Source organism: Streptomyces sp. NPDC058464 (assembly GCF_042721035.1).
Lineage (GTDB): Bacteria > Actinomycetota > Actinomycetes > Streptomycetales > Streptomycetaceae > Streptomyces.
On record NZ_JBHXMA010000024.1, the window covers coordinates 122058 to 142168 of the forward strand.

The 20111-nt window shown below is 71.8% G+C and carries 17 protein-coding genes; 12 read left to right on the plus strand and 5 right to left on the minus strand.

Translation table 11 applies throughout. The features are described from left to right. Positions 1–44: 44 nt before the first annotated feature. Positions 45–1448, minus strand: a complete 1404-nt coding sequence (locus ACFWPQ_RS29440) for a diaminopimelate decarboxylase (protein WP_384041127.1) — start codon at positions 1446–1448, stop codon at positions 45–47. A 180-nt stretch (positions 1449–1628) separates the two neighbouring features. Between ACFWPQ_RS29440 and hutU the strand changes: the two genes are divergently transcribed. From hutU to hutI, 4 genes are all read left to right on the plus strand, one after another. Beyond that, the gene (gene hutU / locus ACFWPQ_RS29445) at positions 1629–3293 is read left to right on the plus strand and encodes a urocanate hydratase (RefSeq protein ID WP_384041131.1); all 1665 of its coding nucleotides are present in this window, start codon (positions 1629–1631) and stop codon (positions 3291–3293) included. 143 nt (positions 3294–3436) lie between these two features. Next, on the plus strand, positions 3437–4639 hold the full coding sequence (locus ACFWPQ_RS29450; protein ID WP_384041134.1) for an allantoate amidohydrolase: 1203 nt from the start codon (positions 3437–3439) through the stop codon (positions 4637–4639). Next, entirely contained in the window at positions 4630–5991 is a 1362-nt protein-coding gene (locus ACFWPQ_RS29455; protein WP_384041264.1) for a formimidoylglutamate deiminase, read from the plus strand. Before ACFWPQ_RS29450 ends, ACFWPQ_RS29455 begins: the two co-directional genes overlap by 10 nt. Before the next feature lie 35 nt (positions 5992–6026). After that, a complete protein-coding gene (gene hutI, locus ACFWPQ_RS29460; RefSeq protein ID WP_384041137.1) occupies positions 6027–7205 on the plus strand; it encodes an imidazolonepropionase in 1179 nt (392 codons plus the stop codon). A 1-nt stretch (position 7206) separates the two neighbouring features. Here the strand turns inward: hutI and ACFWPQ_RS29465 are convergent, their stop codons facing one another. Both ACFWPQ_RS29465 and ACFWPQ_RS29470 read right to left on the minus strand, forming a co-directional pair. Further along, positions 7207–8706 (minus strand): RICIN domain-containing protein, encoded by a 1500-nt coding sequence (locus tag ACFWPQ_RS29465; RefSeq protein WP_384041141.1) that lies wholly within the window; start codon positions 8704–8706, stop codon positions 7207–7209. Between the two features lie 148 nt (positions 8707–8854). Further along, positions 8855–9748 carry an RNA polymerase sigma factor SigF gene (locus ACFWPQ_RS29470; RefSeq protein WP_384041144.1) on the minus strand — a complete coding sequence of 298 codons (894 nt, stop codon included), beginning with the start codon at positions 9746–9748 and terminating at the stop codon, positions 8855–8857. A gap of 306 nt (positions 9749–10054) precedes the next feature. Between ACFWPQ_RS29470 and ACFWPQ_RS29475 the strand changes: the two genes are divergently transcribed. The 6 genes from ACFWPQ_RS29475 (at position 10055) to ACFWPQ_RS29500 (ending at position 15389) form a co-directional block, all read left to right on the plus strand. Next, the gene (locus ACFWPQ_RS29475) at positions 10055–10468 is read left to right on the plus strand and encodes an STAS domain-containing protein (protein WP_384041147.1); all 414 of its coding nucleotides are present in this window, start codon (positions 10055–10057) and stop codon (positions 10466–10468) included. Positions 10469–10664: 196 nt separating this feature from the next. Beyond that, entirely contained in the window at positions 10665–11183 is a 519-nt protein-coding gene (locus tag ACFWPQ_RS29480; protein ID WP_384041149.1) for an ATP-binding protein, read from the plus strand. A gap of 255 nt (positions 11184–11438) precedes the next feature. Further along, positions 11439–12122, plus strand: coding sequence for an LPXTG cell wall anchor domain-containing protein (locus ACFWPQ_RS29485; RefSeq protein WP_384041152.1), 684 nt, complete (start codon positions 11439–11441; stop codon positions 12120–12122). A gap of 29 nt (positions 12123–12151) precedes the next feature. After that, positions 12152–13006: a hypothetical protein gene (locus ACFWPQ_RS29490; protein WP_384041155.1), complete on the plus strand. Its 855-nt coding sequence runs from the start codon at positions 12152–12154 to the stop codon at positions 13004–13006. A gap of 56 nt (positions 13007–13062) precedes the next feature. Continuing rightward, positions 13063–14076 carry a hypothetical protein gene (locus ACFWPQ_RS29495; protein WP_384041267.1) on the plus strand — a complete coding sequence of 338 codons (1014 nt, stop codon included), beginning with the start codon at positions 13063–13065 and terminating at the stop codon, positions 14074–14076. A gap of 2 nt (positions 14077–14078) precedes the next feature. Beyond that, entirely contained in the window at positions 14079–15389 is a 1311-nt protein-coding gene (locus ACFWPQ_RS29500; RefSeq protein WP_384041158.1) for a hypothetical protein, read from the plus strand. Positions 15390–15459: 70 nt separating this feature from the next. Here the strand turns inward: ACFWPQ_RS29500 and ACFWPQ_RS29505 are convergent, their stop codons facing one another. After that, positions 15460–16956 (minus strand): oligopeptide:H+ symporter, encoded by a 1497-nt coding sequence (locus ACFWPQ_RS29505; protein ID WP_384041161.1) that lies wholly within the window; start codon positions 16954–16956, stop codon positions 15460–15462. A gap of 490 nt (positions 16957–17446) precedes the next feature. On the opposite strand from ACFWPQ_RS29505, the gene ACFWPQ_RS29510 reads away from it, so the two are divergent. Together ACFWPQ_RS29510 and ACFWPQ_RS29515 are read left to right on the plus strand one after the other, a co-directional pair. Further along, positions 17447–18124 carry a response regulator transcription factor gene (locus ACFWPQ_RS29510; protein ID WP_384041164.1) on the plus strand — a complete coding sequence of 226 codons (678 nt, stop codon included), beginning with the start codon at positions 17447–17449 and terminating at the stop codon, positions 18122–18124. Positions 18125–18275: 151 nt separating this feature from the next. Next, positions 18276–19547: an ATP-binding protein gene (locus ACFWPQ_RS29515; RefSeq protein ID WP_384041167.1), complete on the plus strand. Its 1272-nt coding sequence runs from the start codon at positions 18276–18278 to the stop codon at positions 19545–19547. A 6-nt stretch (positions 19548–19553) separates the two neighbouring features. Here the strand turns inward: ACFWPQ_RS29515 and ACFWPQ_RS29520 are convergent, their stop codons facing one another. Continuing rightward, entirely contained in the window at positions 19554–20057 is a 504-nt protein-coding gene (locus ACFWPQ_RS29520) for a GtrA family protein (protein ID WP_361286840.1), read from the minus strand. Positions 20058–20111: the final 54 nt, after the last annotated feature.

Here is a 20111-nt window from a genome sequence, read left to right on the forward strand (position 1 = left end):
TGGCCTGCTTTTCACACCAGTTGATCTCTGTTGTCCGGGGTGTCTCAACGGCTTCCGGTTGCACGCAGGGTGGTGAGCGCGTCCGCGTGCGCCCCTCCGGATTCGGCCACGACCTCTGCGACCGTCTGCGGCTCCCGTACGACGGCGAACGCCACGCCCCCGCCGCCGTCCGGAGCGAAGCCGTAAACCCCGGGCCGGGCAAGGGAGTTGTAGGAGTAGTGGCTGCCGAAGTAGTACGCCCCGGTGTCCAGCGCCGCCGCCAGGTCCCCCTGCTCCAGCGGGGGCAGCTCGCGCCCCTCGGCGAGCAGGTCGCCCGCGAAACAGGCCGGCCCCGCCACGTCCTGCACCACCGGGACCCCTTGCTTGGGCCGCCCCTTCGCGTCGTACGCGGCGATCCTGAGCGGCCACGCCCCCGGCACGTACACCGTCCGCGGCGCCACCTGCACCCCCGCGTGCGTCACCGCGATCCGCCGCCCGCCGGAGCTCTTCGCGTACTCCACCCGGGCCACCACCGTGCCGTGCCGGGCCAGCAGCGACCGCCCGAACTCCGTCACCAGCCCGTACCGCCCGTCGAACAGCCCCGGCACCGCCTCCGCCAGCAGCCGCGCGTACTGCGCGTACGTCGGCTCCGTCGCCTCCGAGGCGAAGTTGACCGAGAGTCCGCCCCCGATGTCGAGGGTGTCGACCTGCTGCCGCCCGGCGCTCGCGTTGATCTCCTCGGCCAGCGCGTACGTCTCCGCCACGCCTCGCACCAGCAGCGGCAACGGGATCCCCTGCGACCCGATGTGCGCGTGCAGCCGCGTCAGCCACGGCCGCTCCGCGAACGCCTGCACGACCCACTCCCGGGCCCCCTCGTCCCGCAGCCCCACCCCGAACTTCGAGGTTGCCGTCGCGGTGGAGGTGGCCCCGATCGACCCGGCCCCGATCTGCGGGTTCACCCGGATCCCGAGCGCCGAGGAGACGGCGCCGCTCGCGTTCACGAGGGCATCGAGGCGCCGGAGCTCCTGCGGGTTGTCCGCGTTCACGGCCACACCCAGCGCCAGCGCCTCGCGCAGTTCCGCCGCCGTCTTCGCGGGCGCGTCGAACACGATCCGCTCCGCCGGCATCCCGGCCGCCCGCGCCAGCGCCAGCTCGCCCGCGCTGGCCACCTCGGCGCCGAGGCCGGCCTCGGCCAGCAGCCGCACCACCGGGACCAGCGGGTTCGCCTTCACCGCGAAGGCGTGCAGGATCGCGGTGCCGGGCGCCGCGACCGCCTCGAACGCCCGGTGCAGCGCCACGGCCGACGCGTGGATGCCCTGCACGTCCAGCAGGCCTACGATCGGCGCGTCCGGCCCCAGCAGCCCCTGCTCCACCGCCGCTCGCACGGCGTCGTCCCGCCGCCCGACCCGCTCGCCGTCGTTGCTTCCGTCCCCGTATCCGCTCGCGTCCCCGTCCCTGTATCCGTCCATGACGCCCCCCGACATGTCATCGTCCGCACCCTTAAGGCCCATAAGTCCAGCGAAACATCCGGGACGCGGCCGCGCTGGCGGACCCAACGTATTGACTAGTTCTATTCAGCGAGCCAGGATGTGAATAACCGCAGGAATACTTCGCTGGCCGTTGATCCCTGATCCGCTAGGAGGCAGACCATGTCAGGACCCCGCCCCGTACGAGCACCGCGCGGTACGGAACTGAGCGCCCTGGGATGGCAGCAGGAAGCCGCCCTGCGGATGCTGCAGAACAACCTGGACCCCGAGGTCGCCGAGCACCCCGACAAGCTCGTCGTCTACGGCGGCACCGGCAAGGCCGCCCGCGACTGGCGCTCCTTCGACGCGATGGTCCGCACCCTGCGCACCCTCAAGCAGGACGAGACCATGCTGGTCCAGTCAGGCCGCCCGGTCGGCGTCATGCAGACCCACGAGTGGGCCCCGCGCGTCCTCATCGCCAACTCCAACCTCGTCGGCGACTGGGCCAACTGGGAGGAGTTCCGCCGTCTGGAGGCCCTCGGCCTGACCATGTACGGCCAGATGACCGCCGGCTCCTGGATCTACATCGGCACCCAGGGCATCCTCCAGGGCACCTACGAGACCTTCGCCGCCGTCGCCGCGAAGAAGTTCAACGGCACCCTCGCCGGGACCATCACCCTCACCGCCGGCCTCGGCGGCATGGGCGGCGCCCAGCCGCTCGCCGTCACCATGAACGACGGTGTTGCGATCTGTATCGACGTCGACCCGCGCGCCATCGAGCGCCGCATCGAGCACCGCTACCTCGACGTCAAGGCCGACTCGCTCGACCACGCGCTCCAGCTGGCCACCGAGGCCCGCGACGCCCGCCGCCCGCTGTCCATCGGCGTCCTCGGCAACGCGGCCGACCTGGTGCCGCAGCTGCTCGCCATGAACGCCCCCATCGACATCGTCACCGACCAGACCTCGGCCCACGACCCACTTGCGTACCTGCCGGTCGGCGTCGCCTTCGAGGACATGGCCGACGCCGCCGCCAAGGACCCGGCCGGGTTCACCACCCGTGCGCGTGAGTCGATGGCCAAGCACGTCGAGGCCATGGTCGGCTTCATGGACGCCGGTGCCGAGGTCTTCGACTACGGCAACTCCATCCGCGGCGAGGCGCAGCTGGCCGGATACGAGCGGGCGTTCGCCTTCCCCGGCTTCGTCCCCGCCTACATCCGCCCCCTCTTCTGCGAGGGCAAGGGCCCCTTCCGCTGGGCGGCCCTGTCCGGCGACCCCGCCGACATCGCCAAGACCGACCGGGCGATCCTCGACCTCTTCCCGGAGAACGAGTCCCTCGCCCGCTGGATCAAGATGGCCGAGGAGCGCGTCCACTTCCAGGGCCTGCCCGCCCGCATCTGCTGGCTCGGCTACGGCGAGCGGGACAAGGCCGGCGAGCGGTTCAACGACATGGTGGCGAGCGGCGAGCTGGCCGCTCCGCTGGCGATCGGCCGCGACCACCTCGACTGCGGCTCCGTGGCCTCCCCCTACCGTGAGACGGAGGCCATGCTGGACGGCTCCGACGCGATCGCCGACTGGCCGCTGCTGAACGCGATGGTCAACGTGGCGTCGGGAGCGTCCTGGGTCTCCATCCACCACGGCGGCGGGGTCGGCATGGGCCGGTCCATCCACGCCGGGCAGGTGACCGTCGCCGACGGTACGAAGCTCGCCGGCGAGAAGATCCGCCGGGTGCTGACGAACGACCCCGGCATGGGTGTCATCCGGCACGTGGACGCCGGGTACGACATCGCGGAGTCGGTCGCCGACGAGCGGGGGGTTCGGGTGCCGATGCGCGAGGGCGAGTCGGCGTGACGAGCGGCGACTCTTCGGTGGGGGCTGACGTCTCGTCGCCGTCCGCCGCTTCGGCCGTGCCCACCCGTTCCGCCCTGCGGAACGACTGCCCACAGCCTGTACGGCCTGAGCAGTCTGTACGGAGCGCGGCCTCCTTCCACTCCATGTGGCGTGAGCTGCTTCCCGTCGGGCGGCACGCCGGGTCCCGCGGCTACCGGCGGTTCGCCTGGACCGGGGCCGATGCCGAGTGCCGGGCCTGGTTCCAGGAGCAGGCCGAGGCGCGCGGGCTGGCGTACGAGGTCGACCGGAACGGGAACCAGTGGGCCTGGCTCGGGGACCCGGCGGCCGGGGACGCCGTCGTCACCGGGTCGCATCTGGACTCCGTGCCGGACGGCGGCGCCTTCGACGGCCCCCTCGGCGTCGTGTCGTCCTTCGCCGCGCTCGACGAACTCCGGGGAAGGGGAGCCGAGTTCAGCCGGCCCTTCGCCATCGTCAACTTCGGCGACGAGGAGGGCGCCCGGTTCGGGCTCGCCTGTGTCGGGTCCCGGCTGACCGCGGGGCACCTGACCGTCGAGCAGGCCCACCGGCTCACCGACGGGGACGGCATCACGCTGCCGCAGGCCATGGCGGCCGCCGGCCACGACCCCGACGCCATCGGGCCCGACCCCGAGCGGCTCGCGCGCATCGGCGCCTTCGTCGAACTGCACGTCGAACAGGGCCGGGCGCTGGACCTGTCCGGCGACCGGGTGGGCGTCGCCAGTGCCATCTGGCCGCACGGCCGCTGGCGGTTCGACTTCCGGGGCGAGGCCAACCACGCCGGCACGACGCGGCTGGTGGACCGACGCGACCCCATGCTGTCGTACGCCGAGACCGTGCTCGCCGCCCGCCGCGAGGCCGAACTCGCCGGTGCCGTCGCCACCTTCGGCAAGATCGCCGTCGAGCCGAACGGCGTCAACGCCATCCCCTCCCTGGTGCGCGGCTGGCTCGACTCCCGCGCCGCCGACCAGGCCACCCTCGACACCGTCGTCGGCGGCATCGAGAAGGCCGCCCGGGAGTACGCGGAGGCGCACGGCATCGATCTCGACGTCGTCCGGGAGTCCTTCACACCGGTCGTCGAGTTCGACCACGCCCTGCGGGACGAGCTGGGCCGCATCCTCGGCCGGGACACCGGTCTGACCGTGCCCGTCCTCGGCACCGGTGCCGGACACGACGCCGGGATCCTCTCGGGGAGCATCCCGACCGCCATGCTGTTCGTGCGCAACCCCACCGGCGTCTCGCACTCCCCGGCCGAGTTCGCGGCCGAGGACGACTGCGTGGCCGGGGTGAGCGCACTCGCCGACGTACTGGAAGGGCTGGCCTGCGCGTGACGACACGGACGACGTACTGGTTGGAGTACGCCTGGCTGGACACGCACGTCGAGCCGGGCGTCGCCGTGGAGGTGGCCGACGGCCGGATCACGGCGGTGCGGACCGAGGTGCCCGCGCCGCCGCCCGGGGCCGAGATCCTGCGCGGCCTCACCCTCCCCGGTCTCGCGAACGCCCACTCGCACGCCTTCCACCGCGCCCTGCGCGGCACCGTCCAGGTCGGCTCCGGGACCTTCTGGACCTGGCGCGAGCTGATGTACTCCTTCGCCGACCGGCTGACCCCGGAGACGTACCACGCGCTCGCCCGCGCGGTGTACGCCGAGATGGCGCTGGCGGGCGTCTCCTGCGTCGGCGAGTTCCACTACGTCCACCACGCCCCCGGCGGCACCCCGTACGCCGACCCCAACGCGATGGGCGAGGCGCTGATCGCGGCGGCCGCCGACGCCGGGATCCGGATCACCCTCCTCGACACCGCCTACCTCTCCTCCGGCATCCTGAGCGAGCACCGCGGCGAGCCGCCCAACGCCCACCAGCTGCGCTTCTCCGACGGCAGCGCGGAGGCCTGGGCCGAACGCTGTTCAGTTCTCAAGGAACGGGATCACGCACGGATCGGGGCGGCCATCCACTCCGTACGGGCCGTGCCCGCCGGGCAGCTGGCGACCGTGGCCGGCTGGGCCGAGCAGCGGCGGGCCCCACTGCACGTACACCTGTCCGAGCAGACGGCGGAGAACGACGCCTGCCTGGCCGCCCACGGCCGCACCCCCACCCGCCTGCTCGCCGACCACGGCGTCCTCGGCCCGCGCACCACGGGCGTCCACAACACCCACCTCACGGACGAGGACATCGCGCTGATCGGCGGCTCCGGCACCGGCACCTGCATGTGCCCGACCACCGAGCGCGACCTGGCCGACGGCATCGGACCGGCCGTAGCCCTGCAGCGCGCGGGCTCGCCGCTCTCCCTCGGCTCCGACAGCCATGCCGTCATCGACCTGCTCGAAGAGGCGCGCGCGATGGAGCTGAACGAGCGGCTGCGCACCCGCACCCGGGGCCACTGGACGGCCGCCGCCCTGCTGCGCGCCGCCGCCGCCGACGGCCACGCCGCCCTCGGCTGGGACGACGCGGGCACCATCGAGACCGGCATGCTCGCCGACCTGACGACGATCGCGCTGGACTCCGTCAGAACCGCGGGGCCGGTACCGCGGCTGGGCGCCGAGACGGCCGTATTCGCGGCGACCGCGGCGGACGTACGGCACACGGTCGTCGGGGGTCGGCACGTCGTACGGGACGGGGCGCACACCCTCGTACCCGATGTGCCTCAGGCCCTCGCACGGGCCGTCGAAGCCCTCCGCACCTGACGACCAGCCCCCACAAGGACTCCGACGAGGCCATCATGAGCAGCAGCACCGTCATCACCAACATCGCCACGCTGGTCACCAACGACCCCTCCCTCGGTGACAACTCCCCTCTCGGTCTGGTCCAGGACGCGGCCGTCGTCATCGACGGCGACCGTGTCGTGTGGACCGGTGAATCCAGCAAAGCACCCGCCACTGACAATCGGGTCGACGCGGGCGGCCGGGCGGTGCTGCCGGGCTTCGTGGACTCCCACTCCCACCTGGTCTTCGCGGGCGACCGCACCCAGGAGTTCAACGCCCGCATGTCCGGCCGGTCGTACACCGCCGGCGGCATCCGTACGACGGTGGCGGCGACCCGGGCCGCCTCGGACGAGGAACTGGAGCGGAACCTCACCCGTTACCTCGACGAGGCCCTCCGCCAGGGCACCACCACCTTCGAGACGAAGTCCGGCTACGGACTGACCGTCGAGGACGAGTCCCGCGCCCTGCGCATCGCCGCCGCCCACACCGACGAGGTCACCTACCTCGGCGCCCACATCGTCTCCCCGGACCACGCCGACGACCCGGCCGCCTACGTCGCCCTCGTCACCGGCGAGATGCTCGACGCCTGCGCCCCGTACGCCCGTTGGATCGACGTCTTCTGCGAGAAGGGCGCCTTCGACGGCGACCAGGCCCGGACGATCCTCACCGCGGGCAGGGCCAAGGGCCTGATCCCGCGCATCCACGCCAACCAGCTCTCCTACGGCCCGGGCGTCCAGCTCGCCGTGGAACTCGACGCGGCCAGCGCCGACCACTGCACCCACCTGACGGACGCCGACGTCGACGCGCTGGCGAGTGGCAGCACGGTCGCCACCCTCCTCCCCGGCGCCGAGTTCTCCACCCGCGCCGAATGGCCCGACGCCCGCCGCCTCCTCGACGCCGGCGTGACCGTCGCCCTCTCCACCGACTGCAACCCCGGCTCCTCCTTCACGTCCTCCGTCCCCTTCTGCATCGCCCTGGCGGTACGGGACATGCGCATGACCCCGGACGAGGCGGTCTGGTCGGCGACGGCGGGCGGCGCGGCGGCCCTGCGCCGGGACGACATCGGCCGCCTCGGCCCCGGCGCCCGCGCCGACCTGATCCTGCTCGACGCTCCGAGCCATGTGCATCTGGCCTACCGGCCGGGGGTGCCGCTGGTCAGCGGGGTGTGGCGGAAGGGCGTCCGGGTCGTCGGCTGACTCAGCCCGCCCCCGCCCGCCAGCGCTGGCCCGTGCCGTCGTTGACCGGGGTCAGGGAGAGCTGGTCGGCGCCGGTCGGGGTGAGGGCTGTTTCGAGGGCTGTCTCGGGGCGGATCTCGCCGTCGGGGGTCACGGTGAAGCGGAGGTTGTCGCCGTGGTCGCCGTCCACCGAGTCGCAGCTCCAGATGCCGACGCCCTTGTCGACGGAACCCCGGCTGTCCAGGCAGAAGTCGGGGTCCGCGGCGGACTGCAGGACGCCCCGGTCCGGGTCGACCCGCCAGCGCTGGGTGGCGGAGCCGGAGCAGGGGGCCGTGATCACGTCGGTGCCGTTGTCGAAGTCGCCGTCGCGGACGTCCAGGCAGCGGGCGGTGGCGAGGTTCACGACCTGGGCGTAGGCCGTTCCCGGTGGTTCGGGGGTGGGGGACGGGGACGGGGACGGAGACCGGGTGGGGGTATGTGACATAGCACTGGGCGTGGGCGTCGGCGCAGGCGTCGGCGAGGCGCCGGACGGGCTTGAGGACACGGTCGCCGTCACGGTCACCTGAGGGCTCGGTGGCAGCGGGGTCGCGGCCGCGGGGTCCGGGGCGTGCGTGTCCCGGTGGGCCAGGAGGAGCAGCAGCAGCGGTACGAGGGCCACGCCCAGTGCCGTGGAGGTGAGGAGGAGGCGCCGGGACCGGAGGCGGCGCTGCCGGGGCGGGGCAGGGTCGGAGGGAAGGGGCGGCGGGGTGTCCTGGTGTGCGTACGCCGTTCCGGCCCACGGCAGCAGACCCTCCGCCAGGGTCTCGCGCGGGGCGTCCCGGAGCGCGGTGAGATCCTCGAACGCGGCCGTGCAGTGCGGGCAGTGGGCCATGTGCGCGTGCAGGTCGGGGCTGTGGCGGGGGTTCTCCGGGCGGACCGACTCCTCGATCAGGCGACGGAAGTCCGCGCAGCGGGGGTCGTCCGAGGCGGCCAGGCGGCTGCGCAGGCAGGCCTGGGCCAGGGCCTGGACGGCGGACGGGGTGTCGTACCGGACGTCCTCGGGGGTCAGGCCCAGGTACGTGGCGGTCCGTTCGGCGGGCTCCCGGTCCAGCACGGCGTACCAGAGCAGGCCCTGGGTGCGGGACGGCAGGGACTGGAACGCCGTGAGCAGGGGCGGGGTCGGGCCGCCGGGGACGCCGGAGGAGTTCAGGACCAGCAGGAGGGTGGCGTCCAGGGCGGCGGAGTGTCCGTCGTGCGCCCAGTCGGCGGCCAGCCGGGCGGTGAGCAGGAGCAGGTGGTGGCGGAGCGGTACGACAGGTTCGGCGCCGTGCGCGATGTCGCGGGCGGCGGTGGTGAAGGTCTGCGCGGTGAGCCGGCGGGCCGCCGCGTCGCCGGCCGTGCAGAGGCGGGCGTAGGCGAGGACCGCGGGGTGGTGGCGGGAGCGGAGTTCCTGGAGGGCGGGGTAGGCGGTGGCGGTGGGGGTGCGCAGGAGTTCGGTCAGGCGTGCGTCCGAGGGCGGGTCGCCCTGGATGTCCTGGACCATCGTGCACCCCTTCTCGCGGGCCGTCCTTGCTGACGTACCGGCCAGTTTGGGGTGTGACTCGCGGTAGCGGGGGAGCTTTGGCCAAAGACGCGGCGGGCCGGGGCGGGGGGATTCCCTTCGCCCCGGCGGCGGGGCGGTCCGGCCGGGGCTATTCCTCCAGTGTCAGCGCCCTGCGCAGCTGTACGAGGGTGCGGGACAGCAGGCGGGAGACGTGCATCTGGGAGATCCCGAGTTCCTCGCCGATCTCCGACTGGGTCATGCCCGCGACGAAGCGGAGGGAGAGGATGGTGCGGTCCCTGGGCGGGAGTCCGGCGATGAGGGGCTTCAGGGACTCGATGTACTCGATGCCCTCCAGGCCGTGGTCCTCGTAGCCGATGCGGTCCGCCAGGGCGCCCTCGGACTCGTCCTCCTCGGGCTGCGCGTCCAGGGAGGAGGCCGTGTAGGCGTTGGAGGCCGCCATGCCCTCGACGACCTCGTCGTGGGAGAGGCCGAGGCGTTCGGCGAGTTCCGCGACGGTGGGGGCGCGGTCCAGTTTCTGGGCCAGTTCGTCGCCCGCCTTGGCGAGGTCGAGCCGGAGCTCCTGGAGGCGGCGCGGGACGCGTACCGACCACGACGTGTCACGGAAGAAGCGCTTGATCTCGCCGATGATCGTCGGCATCGCGAAGGTGGGGAACTCCACGCCCCGGGAGAGCTCGAAGCGGTCGATCGCCTTGATCAGGCCGATGGTGCCGACCTGGACGATGTCCTCCATCGGCTCGCTGCGGGAGCGGAAGCGGGAGGCGGCGAACCTGACCAGCGCGAGGTTCAGTTCGACGAGGGTGTTGCGGACGTACGAGTACGCGCGGGTGCCTTCCTCCAGCGACTCCAGCCGCTCGAAGAGGGTCTTGGACAGGGCTCGCGCGTCGACCGCGTCGACCTCGTCGTACGGGGGGATCTCCGGGAGTCCGAGTTCCGCGAGGAATCCCTCGATGGCATCCAGTGGTTCCGGTGGGGGTGTCGACGTCGCGGTCGGGGTGTGCGAGGCGTCGAGCCGGGGTGACATGGTGTCCTCCATCGTTCTCGGCGATGAGGCTGCCGAAGCCGTGCGTGCACTGCGGTGTGCGGCGCCTCCAAAGCCGGCCGTGTCGGTTGCGTGTCCCTACTAGCCCTACCGGCTGCGCCGAGCCACTCGCAAGTCCGTTCTATTACCATGTGTCATGTTTTGGGAGGTTGTTCGGGTGTCGGGTTGCGTGCAGAAGGCGTAATGTTCGAGGGCGTCGCCAGGGCGTTCGGCGGACATGGGCGGGCATCGTCGGACATCGGTCCGGACGGTGGCGGAAGCGGTCACGACCTCGGGAGAGAGACGGCAATGGACCACGGGACGGTCGGCAGCGCACAGTCGGGCCGGCTGCTGGTGGAGGTGCGGGAAGCAGGCTCCAGCGCCGTGGTGACTCCGGCGGGTGAGCTCGATCACCACACCGCCGACCTGCTGCGCGAACCGCTCGACCATCTCCTCGGCAAGGGGTTCGCACGCCTTGTCGTCGACTGCTCACGCCTTGAGTTCTGCGACTCCACCGGGCTGAACGTGCTGCTCGGCGCCCGGCTGCGGGCCGAGGCCGCCGGGGGCGGGGTACACCTCGCCGGGATGCTGCCCGTCGTCGCCCGGGTCTTCGAGATCACCGGGGCCGAGGCGGTCTTCACCGTCCACGACTCCGTCGAGGCTGCGCTGGCGGACGAGGACGGCGGGTCCGGCGCGTCCGGCGGGTCCGGCGGCACGGGCTGAGCCCGGCCCGCCCGGCGTCCGGAACCGGAGGGTGTTCCGGGGGTGTTCCCGGGGATCGCTCGGGCAGGAGAGATTCTGGATCTGCCGGTGCCCGACCCGGCCACGTCTGAGTGGAGCGCGCCGACCGGCCCGTACCAAACTGCAGCAACGCGAACTTTTGAATCGTGAACCGGTGAAACGGTGAGGTGAAGCGCTGATGAGCACCACCCGGCCTTACCCGCCGGGCGACCTCGGCCCGGAGCCCGGCGGCGCTTCCGGGATGTCCGGGGAGGCGGCGTCCGACGAGCCGCCCGCCTCGACGGGGGGTCGTCAGGTCCGCAGGCTGCGCCTGCACGGCGAGAGCGGGGTCGTACCGCTCGCCCGCGACTTCGCCCGCGAGGCGCTGTACGCGTGGGGATGGCTGCCGGCCGCGACCGCCGACCGCAGGGCCGCCGCCGAGGACGTGCTGCTCGTCGTCTCCGAGCTCGTCACGAACGCGTGCCTCCATGCGGAGGGGCCGGAGGAGCTGTTCCTGGCCTGCGACCGGAAGGTGATCCGGGTGGAGGTGTCCGACCGGGGGGCCGGGCAGCCGGCGCCGCGGACGCCGCATCGGGCGGGGCGGCCGGGGGGACACGGGATGTTCATCGTGCAACGGCTGTGTCTGGACTGGGGGGTTGTGCGGACGCCGGGGGCGGCCGGGAAGACGGTGTGGGCGGAGTTGGGGGCGCCTGCCTGAGGGGGTGCCGCCCTGTACCGGTTCGCAGCTGCGGGTCGTGAGTGGTTGCTCGCGCCCACGCGGCGGTAGCCGCATATCAAACACAGCCCCGCGCCCCTGAGGGGCGCTGTGGGCGCGCCGGCATCCCCACACTTCCGCCACGCCCTTTCTCTTCCCTCCTCATGGGCCCCGGCGTACCTTGACGGCCGAATCTGATACCTCGTCAGTAGCGAATGGGGTGGACCGACCGTGTCGTCGTACCCGAAACGTACCGCCGTGCTCGTGTCCGCCGCCGCCCTGGCCGGGTCGGCGGTGCTGCTCGGCGCCCCGGCGGCGCACGCCACCGTCGTGAACGTCAACTACCACTGCAAGACGCCGATCGGGGACAAGAGCGCCGTCTCCCCGATCGACATCACGGGCGTCAAGAGCGGCAGCGGCTACAAGATCACGATGTCCTGGCAGAAGGGCGTCTCCTCCAGCCCCGTCGAACTCGGCAAGGGCGCGATGAACCCGAGCGCCACCATCAAGCTCGGCGGCGCCGACAGCGGCACCCTGAACGTCACCGGCAGCGCCAACCAGGCCGCGATCCCCGCCAACACCCCCATCAAGATCAACGACTTGAGCGGCACCTACACCCCGGAGAAGTCCGGCAAGGTGACGTTCACGGCGGGCACGCTCACCATCAAGGCGCTCGGTACGACGACCACCTGCACCCCCACCAACAACCCCGGCCCGTCCCTGACCCTGGACGTGACCGCGGCGGGCGGCGGTTCGAGCAGTTCCGGCAGTTCCGGATCGTCGTCGACCGGCAGCACCGGCACCGACTCCGGAGGCACCCTCCCGAAGACCGGCCCCGAGGACTCGTTCGTCGCCCTCGGCACCCTGGGCGGCACCGTGCTGCTCGCGGGCGCGGCCGGCACGCTCTGGCTGACCCGGCGGAACCAGACCGTACGCCGCTGACCCTCCGGGTCCGACCGCTGGAGCCGCCCATGCCGTCCGCCCAGACCGCCGCCCGTGTCCTCGGCGTCACCGTGCTGACCCTGTTCGCCACCGCCCCGCGCGCGTCGGCGGCCACGGGCTGGTCCCTCGCGCCCGCGGGCGACGGGCGCCCCTCCTTCTACGCCGAGGGCGCCCCCGGAGCGGTCCTCCAGGACACCGTGTCGGTGACCAACCCCGGCGGCCACCCGGTCACGGTACGGCTGACAAGCATCGGTACCGGCGTCCCCGTGACCTTCGCCGAACCGGCCGTCCGGGTCCCCGCCCGCACCCGCGCCGACGTCCCCTTCACGGTGACCGTCCCGACGGGCGCGGCCCCCGGCGACCGCTCCGGCACGCTCGTCGCGAAGGACGCCGACGGCCGCACCGCCACCGTCCGGGTCCGGCTGCGCGTCGGCGGCCCCGCGCTCTCCGCGCTGACCGTCGAACACGTCGCCGTCCACGGTGACCGCATCACGTACGAGCTGGTCAACCGGGGTACGACGGTCCTGGTACCGAAGCTGGCCGTGCACGCCGAGGGAGTCTTCGGCCGTGACCTCCTGGACCGGGCCCCGCGCACCCTCCCCGTCCGCCTCGCCCCCGGCAGCCGCACCGCACTCAGCGAGCCCTGGCCCGGCCACCCGGCCCTGGACGCGGTCGACGTCCGCCTGACGGCGACGGCGGCGGGCGGTGCCCAGGACACGGCGAGCACGCGGGCACGGTTCGTGCCCTGGGGCGCGGTGGCGGGAACCGCGGGCACGCTGACGGCAGGCGCTGCCGTGACGGTCGTACGACTGAGCCGGCGCCGTGCCGGCAACGCGGCCGAACCCCTTTCCACGAAAGCCGAGTTGACGGGAGCGGTGAGGTGAGGGTGCGGGCGTTCCTGATACTGACGGCGGTGTTCTCGCTGTTCCTGGCGGCGCCCATGGCGACAGCCGCCGGCGGGCCGACCGTCAGGGTCTCCAAGTCCCAGGCCGGCACCGGCGGTTCGGTCACCGTCAGCGGCACCGGCTGGCGGCCGCACACCCTGCTGATGATGCTGGTCTGCGGCCAGTCCAGCCCGTCCCGGGGTGTGATCGGCGGCACCAACTCCTGCGCCAACGCCGACGGACGGGCCGTCACCACCGACGCGAACGGCGGCTTCAGCAAGGAACTCCCGGTCTCCGAACCGCCGGTGCCCTGCCCCTGCGTGGTGCACGTGGCCACCGTCACCGGCGCGACCGCCACCGCGGACGCCGCCTTCAAGGTCGCCGGACACCCCGTCAAGGCGCTGCCCGCCGAGTCCACCGGCGGCCGCCTGTCGATGCTCACCGACACCCGTCTCGACGGTTCCTCGGGCCTGCTGACCTGGTTCGGCGCGCCCCCCTCCCGCACCCTCGTCTTCACCATCGGCAACGCGGGCACCTCCACCCTGAAGGACCCCGTCTTCCAGGTCGGCACCGCACACGGCGTGTTCGCCCCCCAGTGGGACGAGCAGCAGTGGCACGGCACCCTCGCGCCCGGCAAGAAGGCACAGGTCAAACTGCCCGTCGAACTCTCCGCCGGGGCGCACGGCGACTACAACGTCTCCCTCAGGTACGACGGCAAGGTCCTCGCCGAGCAGCCCTGGGGCGTCGGCCGCCCCTGGGGCGTGACCCTCTTCTGGCTCCTGCTCTGCGTGGTCGTCCCGGCCGCGGTCTTCCGCATCGGCATGGCGGTGGTGGACCGGGTACGGCCGCCCCGCGCCGGCGGTGTCCGCCACCGGGGACTGCCCCGCCCGGTCTTCCGGGCGCCGCACCTGCGCACCCCCGAGCCCGCGCCCTCGACGACCGCCACGACCTCCACCCTGCCGTGGTTCACCCCGGACTCCGATCCGGGCGCCACGGCCGGCCGGCTCTCCGCACCGCACGACGACAGCTCCACGAGTCCCACGACTCCGACCACGAAAGGACCCACGTGATCATGCGAAGGAGAGTGACACCGGTCAGAGCGGGTGCGGCGGCGGCCGCGCTGGTCCTCGCCGGGGCCGGCGCGCTGCTGGGCGCGGCCGCCGGCCCGGCCCAGGCGGCCGAGGTGTCGTTCGCGACGCACTGCGTACCGCCCGCCGGGGTCGCCGACCCGATCGACGGGACCACGAAGGTCGAGATCACCGCGCCCGCCACGGCGAAGGTCGGCGACACCGTCGACATCACCTGGAAGTTCGTGCAGGCCGCGTCCAAGAACCCGGACATCATCGACCTGCCCGCGAACACCGTCCAGCCGTCCGGCACGCTCAAGGCGGCCGGCGCCCAGACCGCCGACATCGCCATGCAGGGGCCGCGCGAGAACCCGGCGATCCCCAAGGGCGGCGACATGGTGCTGTCCGACATGACGGGCACCCTGAAACTGACGTCTCCCGGCGAGGTGACGCTCACACCGGACGCGTACACGGTCAACGCCTACGGGACGGACACGGTGTGCACCCCGACGGGGACGGTGCCGAAGGCGGCGACGATCGAGGTGACCGGAACCGGTTCGAGCGAGTCGGCGTCCCCGTCGGACAGCACCTCGGCCTCGGCCTCGGCGTCCCCCTCCGACTCGGCGTCGGCGTCGGCCTCCGCCTCCACGTCGGCCTCCGCGTCCGCGTCCGCCTCCGACGGCACGGGCAGCGGCCAGACCGACTTCACGGGCAAGGAGGTCGAGATCCCCTACGCCTGCAAGACGCCCATCGGCGACAAGAGCGCGACCTCGCCGGTGCAGATCAACGCCAAGAAGGACGGCGGCAGCTTCGACCTCACCGTGCAGTTCAACGGCTCGGTGATGGACAGCCCCGCCGACATCCCGGCGGACTCGGTGAAACCGTCGATGGAGGTGGTCCTGGGCGGCGCCGACACGGGCACGGTCCATGTGGAGGGCCCCACCAACTCCTCCGCGATCAAGTCCGGCGACCCGATCGAGATCCCGGACCTGACGGGCACGTACAAGCCGGGGGCGAGCGGCGAGTCGACGCTGTCGCCGGGCGTCCTGACGGTCGAGGCCCTCGGCACGACGACGACGTGCACGCCGACGAAGACGGCCGTCTCCCTGACCCTGGACACGACCGAGCAGGCGAGCGGGGCGTCGGGTTCGACGACGTCGGGCGGTTCATCCAGCAGTTCGAGCAGCAGCGGCGGCCTGGCGGAGACCGGTGACAGCAGCAACGGCGCACTGAAGGCGCTGGGCCTGGTGGCAGGAACGGCGATCCTGCTGGGCGGCGCGGTCTTCACGTTCATGCCTCGAAAGAGGACGAGGTGATCCGCTGCTTCTGCTGACACGACGAGGGCCACCAGGATCCCAAAATCCCGGTGGCCCTCTGTCGAAGACGCTAGTGAACGTCTCCCATGAGCTCCCGAACCTTCTTCCGGTACAGCCACACAGCCGCACCGGCGACCACGGCCAGCGCCGCCTGGAAGGTCACGATCCCCGTCTTGTTCAGGTCGACACCCGCGATGGACAGCAGACCGGTCGTCGCGTCACCCGCGGTGACCGCGAGGAACCACACACCCATCATCTGGGACGCGTACTTCGCCGGAGCCATCTTGGTCGTCACGGACAGACCCACCGGGGACAGCATCAGCTCACCCACGGTCTGCACGAAGTAGATCCCGACCAGCCACATCGCCGCGGCCTTGTGACCGCCGTCGGCGATCGACAGCGGCGCGAGGAACAGGAAGAACGACGCACCGATCAGCACCAGACCACCGGCGAACTTCACCGCGGTGCTCGGCTCCTTGCCCCGGCGGGCCATCGCCAGCCACGCCCAGGCGAAGACCGGCGCGAACGCCATGATCATGACCGGGTTGACGGACTGGTACCAGGAGACCGGGAAGTTCCAGCCGAAGACGGTGTTCTTGGCGGAGGCGTCGGCGAACAGGGAGACGGTCGAGCCGCCCTGGTCGTAGATCATCCAGAAGACCGCCGCGGCCACGAAGAACCAGATGTAGGCGCTCATCTTGCCCTGCTCGGCGCGGTCCAGGTCCTTGTCGCGCTTGATGCGGGCGATGACGACGACCGGGATCACCAGACCGGCGATCGTGATCGGGACCAGCAGCCAGTTCAGCGTGTAGACGCCGGACACACCCACGACGACGTAGAAGACCGCGGCGACGGCGGCCCAGAAGCCGGCCTTCGTCAGCGTGGCCTTCTTCTCCGCGGCGGACAGCGGCGTCGGGACGATGTCCGAGCGCGAGCTCAGGTGGCGCGTGCCGAGCAGGAACTGGGCGAGACCCAGCGCCATGCCGACCGCGGCCAGCGCGAAGCCGAGGTGCCAGTTGTAGTTCTCGCCGACCGTGCCGATGACCAGCGGCGCGGCGAACGCGCCCAGGTTGATGCCGATGTAGAAGAGCGTGAAGCCACCGTCGCGGCGCGGGTCGTCCGGACCGTCGTACAGGTGGCCGACCATCGTGGAGATGTTGGCCTTCAGCAGGCCTGAGCCTATGGCGACCAGGCCGAGGCCCGCGAAGAAGGTGCCGGAGCTGGGCAGTGCCAGCGTCAGGTGGCCGAGCATGATGATCGTGCCGGCGACGGCGACCGTCTTGCGGGGGCCGAGGACACGGTCGGCGAACCAGCCGCCCGGCAGGGCGAGCAGGTACACGAGCGACAGGTAGACGGAGTAGATCGCCGTCGCCGTGGCCGCGGTCATGTGCAGGCCGCCGGGAGCGACCAGGTACAGCGGGAGCAGGGCCTTCATGCCGTAGTAGGAGAACCGCTCCCACATCTCGGTCATGAAGAGAGTGGCCAGTCCGCGGGGGTGGCCGAAGAAGGTCTTCTCGGAACCGGGGGTGCCCGGTCGGACCGAGTCCTTCGTCAGGCTGGACGCCATGGGTCGTTCCTTGCTGGTCGGGACGCGCGGTGGGGCTGTGCGCGCCCGTGGGGGGAGCGGCCGGCACCGGCGGGTCGGACCGTCCACCCCACGCCCAGGGGAGTCCACTCCGGATCACGGAGCGGCGGACGGCGACCACCGGGATCCACGCCCCGTGACGCTGTGTCGCGTCCGGAGCCCGGCCAGAGGTCATTCCTTTCAAGGCTGGCCAGGCCAGCCCGCACACAAAAGAGACCTTCAGTGCGACATTCCCACCAAAGGTCACCGGGTGTACTGCAGGCGTTCACGTCACTGTACGTCAGGACACTGCCGGATATGGAAGGACTTGAGACAGGGATCACAGGTGTCGGCGGAACCTCGCACCCGGTTTCGAAGGTCCCTCCTACGATCGCACCTCTCGCCCATAGGTTCGTACCACTGTGCCCCAAGGTAAGAATCCCTGGTGCCGATCACACTCCAGTACTGCGCGTAATCGGACTACCATCACCCCATGACCCGTGTACTGCTCGCCGAGGACGACGCGTCCATCTCGGAGCCGCTGGCCCGCGCACTGCGCCGGGAAGGTTACGAGGTGGAGGTGCGCGAGGACGGACCCACCGCGCTCGACGCCGGAATGCAGGGCGGCGTCGACCTGGTCGTGCTGGACCTCGGGCTGCCCGGCATGGACGGCCTGGAGGTGGCGCGTCGGCTGCGTGCCGAGGGCCACACCGTGCCGATCCTCATCCTGACCGCGCGGGCCGACGAGGTGGACACCGTCGTCGGTCTCGACGCGGGCGCCGACGACTACGTCACCAAGCCGTTCCGGCTCGCCGAACTGCTCGCCCGGGTCCGGGCGCTGCTGCGGCGCGGTGCCTCGGAGCCGGCGCAGCCGCCGGCCACGCACGGGGTGCGGATCGACGTGGAGTCGCACCGGGCGTGGATGGGCGACGAGGAACTCCAGCTCACCGCGAAGGAGTTCGACCTGCTGCGGGTGCTGGTGCGGGACGCGGGGCGGGTCGTCACGCGGGACCAGCTGATGCGGGAGGTCTGGGACACGACGTGGTGGTCGTCGACCAAGACGCTCGACATGCACATCTCGTGGCTGCGCAAGAAGCTCGGCGACGATGCGGCGAATCCTCGGTACATCGCTACCGTGCGTGGTGTCGGGTTCCGTTTCGAAAAGAGCTAGGTCGGCTACGCGCGTCGTGCCGTGGGTGGCTGGTGTGGTGTGCGCGACTGGCCGTCGCCGTGGGCTGGTCGCGCCCACGCGGCGGAGCCGCACATGTCTACGTCCCGCGCCCCTGAAGGGGCACTGAAGTCGCCGTTTCTCGGAGAATGCCGTGCGCCGTCGTCTGATTCAGTCCACCTTGGCTGTCGTTCTCGTCGTCATCGCCGTGTTCGGCGTCTCGTTGGTGATCGTCGAGTCGCGCACCATCAGCAACAGCGCGCAGGAACGCGTCGACTCCGAGGCGCTCCGTCTCGCCAGCATCGTCGACAGCCGGATCCTCGGGGACGAGGACGTCACCGCCGAGATACTGCGGAGCCAGGTCGGCAAGGAGCAGTACGCCGTCATCCGGATCCCGGGCAAAGCGGCGATCGAGCTCGGGGTCAAGCCCGAGGGCGATGTCATCCACTACACGGCCGACGGTGAGGAAGGCGAGACGGTCACCGTCCAGGAGCCGCGGTCGACGGTGACCCGGGAGGTCGGCCGTACGCTGCTGATCATCGGGGCCGTCGCGCTGCTCGCCGTGATCGCCGCCGTGCTGCTCGCCATCCGGCAGGCCAACCGGCTCGCCTCCCCGCTCACCGACCTCGCCGAGACCGCCGAGCGGCTGGGATCCGGTGATCCGCGGCCCCGCCACAAGCGGTACGGCGTACCCGAGCTGGACCGGGTCGCGGACGTGCTGGACTCCTCCGCCGAGCGGATCGGGCGGATGCTCACCGCGGAGCGGCGGCTGGCAGCCGACGCCTCCCACCAGCTGCGCACGCCCCTGACCGCGCTGTCCATGCGTCTTGAGGAGATCACCCTCACCGACGACCCGGACACCGTGAAGGAGGAGGCGAACGTCGCGCTGACGCAGGTGGAGCGGTTGACGGATGTGGTGGAACGGCTGCTGACGAACTCCCGCGACCCGCGCACCGGCTCCGCCGTCTCCTTCGACCTGGACGAGGTCATCCAGCAGCAGCTCGCCGAGTGGCGGCCCGCCTACCGCAGTTCCGGCCGGGCGATCGTCAGCTCCGGCAAGCGGCATCTGCGGGCGGTGGGCACACCGGGCGCGGTGGCGCAGGTGCTGGCCGCGCTGATCGAGAACTCGCTGATGCACGGCGGCGGCACGGTCGCCCTGCGGACCAGGGTGACCGGCAACCAGGCCGTGGTGGAGGTGACGGACGAGGGGGCCGGGGTGCCGGCCGATCTCGGCAACCGCATCTTCGAGCGGACCATCAGCGGCCGGAACTCCACCGGGATCGGGCTGGCCGTCGCGCGTGACCTCGCGGAGGCCGACGGGGGCCGCCTGGAGCTGCTCCAGGCCCAGCCGCCGGTGTTCGGCCTGTTCCTGTCCCGCACCCCGCCGGCGCACAAGCCGGACGACGACCTGCCCATGGTGCGCTGAGGCGCCCTAGCGGACCCGCTGCCTGGGCTTCTCGGTGTCGGCGGCCCGCTCCAGGATCGCCTCCGCGTCCGCGACCGTCTCGCGGGCCGGCAGCGCCTTGAACACCCAGGTGCGGTACGACCAGAAACGGAACAGCGTCGCCACGCCGATGCCGACGAACTTGAAGACGTTGCTCTGCAGCGGGCTGTCCCAGCCGAAGCCGTAGGTGGCGAGATACAGCAGGCCGTTCTCGATCACCAGGCCGACCGCGCTGAACAGCAGGAACAGGGTGAGTTCCTTGGTGCGGCCGCTCTTCTCGCGGTCCCGGTACGTCCAGTAGCGGAAACCGAGGTAATTGAAGATGATGGCGACGACGGTCGCTATGACGCTGGCCCGCACCACCGGCAGGTCGGTGACGTGCCGGACCACGTTGAAGACGCCGAGATTGACGAGAATGCCGGCCCCGCCGACCGCGCCGAATTTGGCGACCTCGCGTACGAGCCGTTGCAGCCCCGAGGAACCACGTTCCATGGTTGTGAGGGCTCCCGTCCGTAGGTATTGCGACCCAGCCACTCTAACGACCCA

What these genes read in the sequence shown, in the direction of transcription:
- ACFWPQ_RS29500 (WP_384041158.1), top strand. Translation starts at nt 14,079, where the DNA reads ATGCGAAGGAGAGTGACACCGGTCAGAGCGGGTGCGGCGGCGGCCGCG.
- hutU (WP_384041131.1), top strand. Translation starts at nt 1,629, where the DNA reads ATGTCAGGACCCCGCCCCGTACGAGCACCGCGCGGTACGGAACTGAGC.
- ACFWPQ_RS29505 (WP_384041161.1), bottom strand. Translation starts at nt 16,956, where the DNA reads ATGGCGTCCAGCCTGACGAAGGACTCGGTCCGACCGGGCACCCCCGGT.
- ACFWPQ_RS29480 (WP_384041149.1), top strand. Translation starts at nt 10,665, where the DNA reads ATGAGCACCACCCGGCCTTACCCGCCGGGCGACCTCGGCCCGGAGCCC.
- ACFWPQ_RS29450 (WP_384041134.1), top strand. Translation starts at nt 3,437, where the DNA reads ATGTGGCGTGAGCTGCTTCCCGTCGGGCGGCACGCCGGGTCCCGCGGC.
- ACFWPQ_RS29495 (WP_384041267.1), top strand. Translation starts at nt 13,063, where the DNA reads ATGGCGACAGCCGCCGGCGGGCCGACCGTCAGGGTCTCCAAGTCCCAG.
- ACFWPQ_RS29475 (WP_384041147.1), top strand. Translation starts at nt 10,055, where the DNA reads ATGGACCACGGGACGGTCGGCAGCGCACAGTCGGGCCGGCTGCTGGTG.
- ACFWPQ_RS29440 (WP_384041127.1), bottom strand. Translation starts at nt 1,448, where the DNA reads ATGGACGGATACAGGGACGGGGACGCGAGCGGATACGGGGACGGAAGC.
- ACFWPQ_RS29510 (WP_384041164.1), top strand. Translation starts at nt 17,447, where the DNA reads ATGACCCGTGTACTGCTCGCCGAGGACGACGCGTCCATCTCGGAGCCG.
- ACFWPQ_RS29470 (WP_384041144.1), bottom strand. Translation starts at nt 9,748, where the DNA reads ATGTCACCCCGGCTCGACGCCTCGCACACCCCGACCGCGACGTCGACA.
- ACFWPQ_RS29490 (WP_384041155.1), top strand. Translation starts at nt 12,152, where the DNA reads ATGCCGTCCGCCCAGACCGCCGCCCGTGTCCTCGGCGTCACCGTGCTG.
- hutI (WP_384041137.1), top strand. Translation starts at nt 6,027, where the DNA reads ATGAGCAGCAGCACCGTCATCACCAACATCGCCACGCTGGTCACCAAC.
- ACFWPQ_RS29520 (WP_361286840.1), bottom strand. Translation starts at nt 20,057, where the DNA reads ATGGAACGTGGTTCCTCGGGGCTGCAACGGCTCGTACGCGAGGTCGCC.
- ACFWPQ_RS29465 (WP_384041141.1), bottom strand. Translation starts at nt 8,706, where the DNA reads ATGGTCCAGGACATCCAGGGCGACCCGCCCTCGGACGCACGCCTGACC.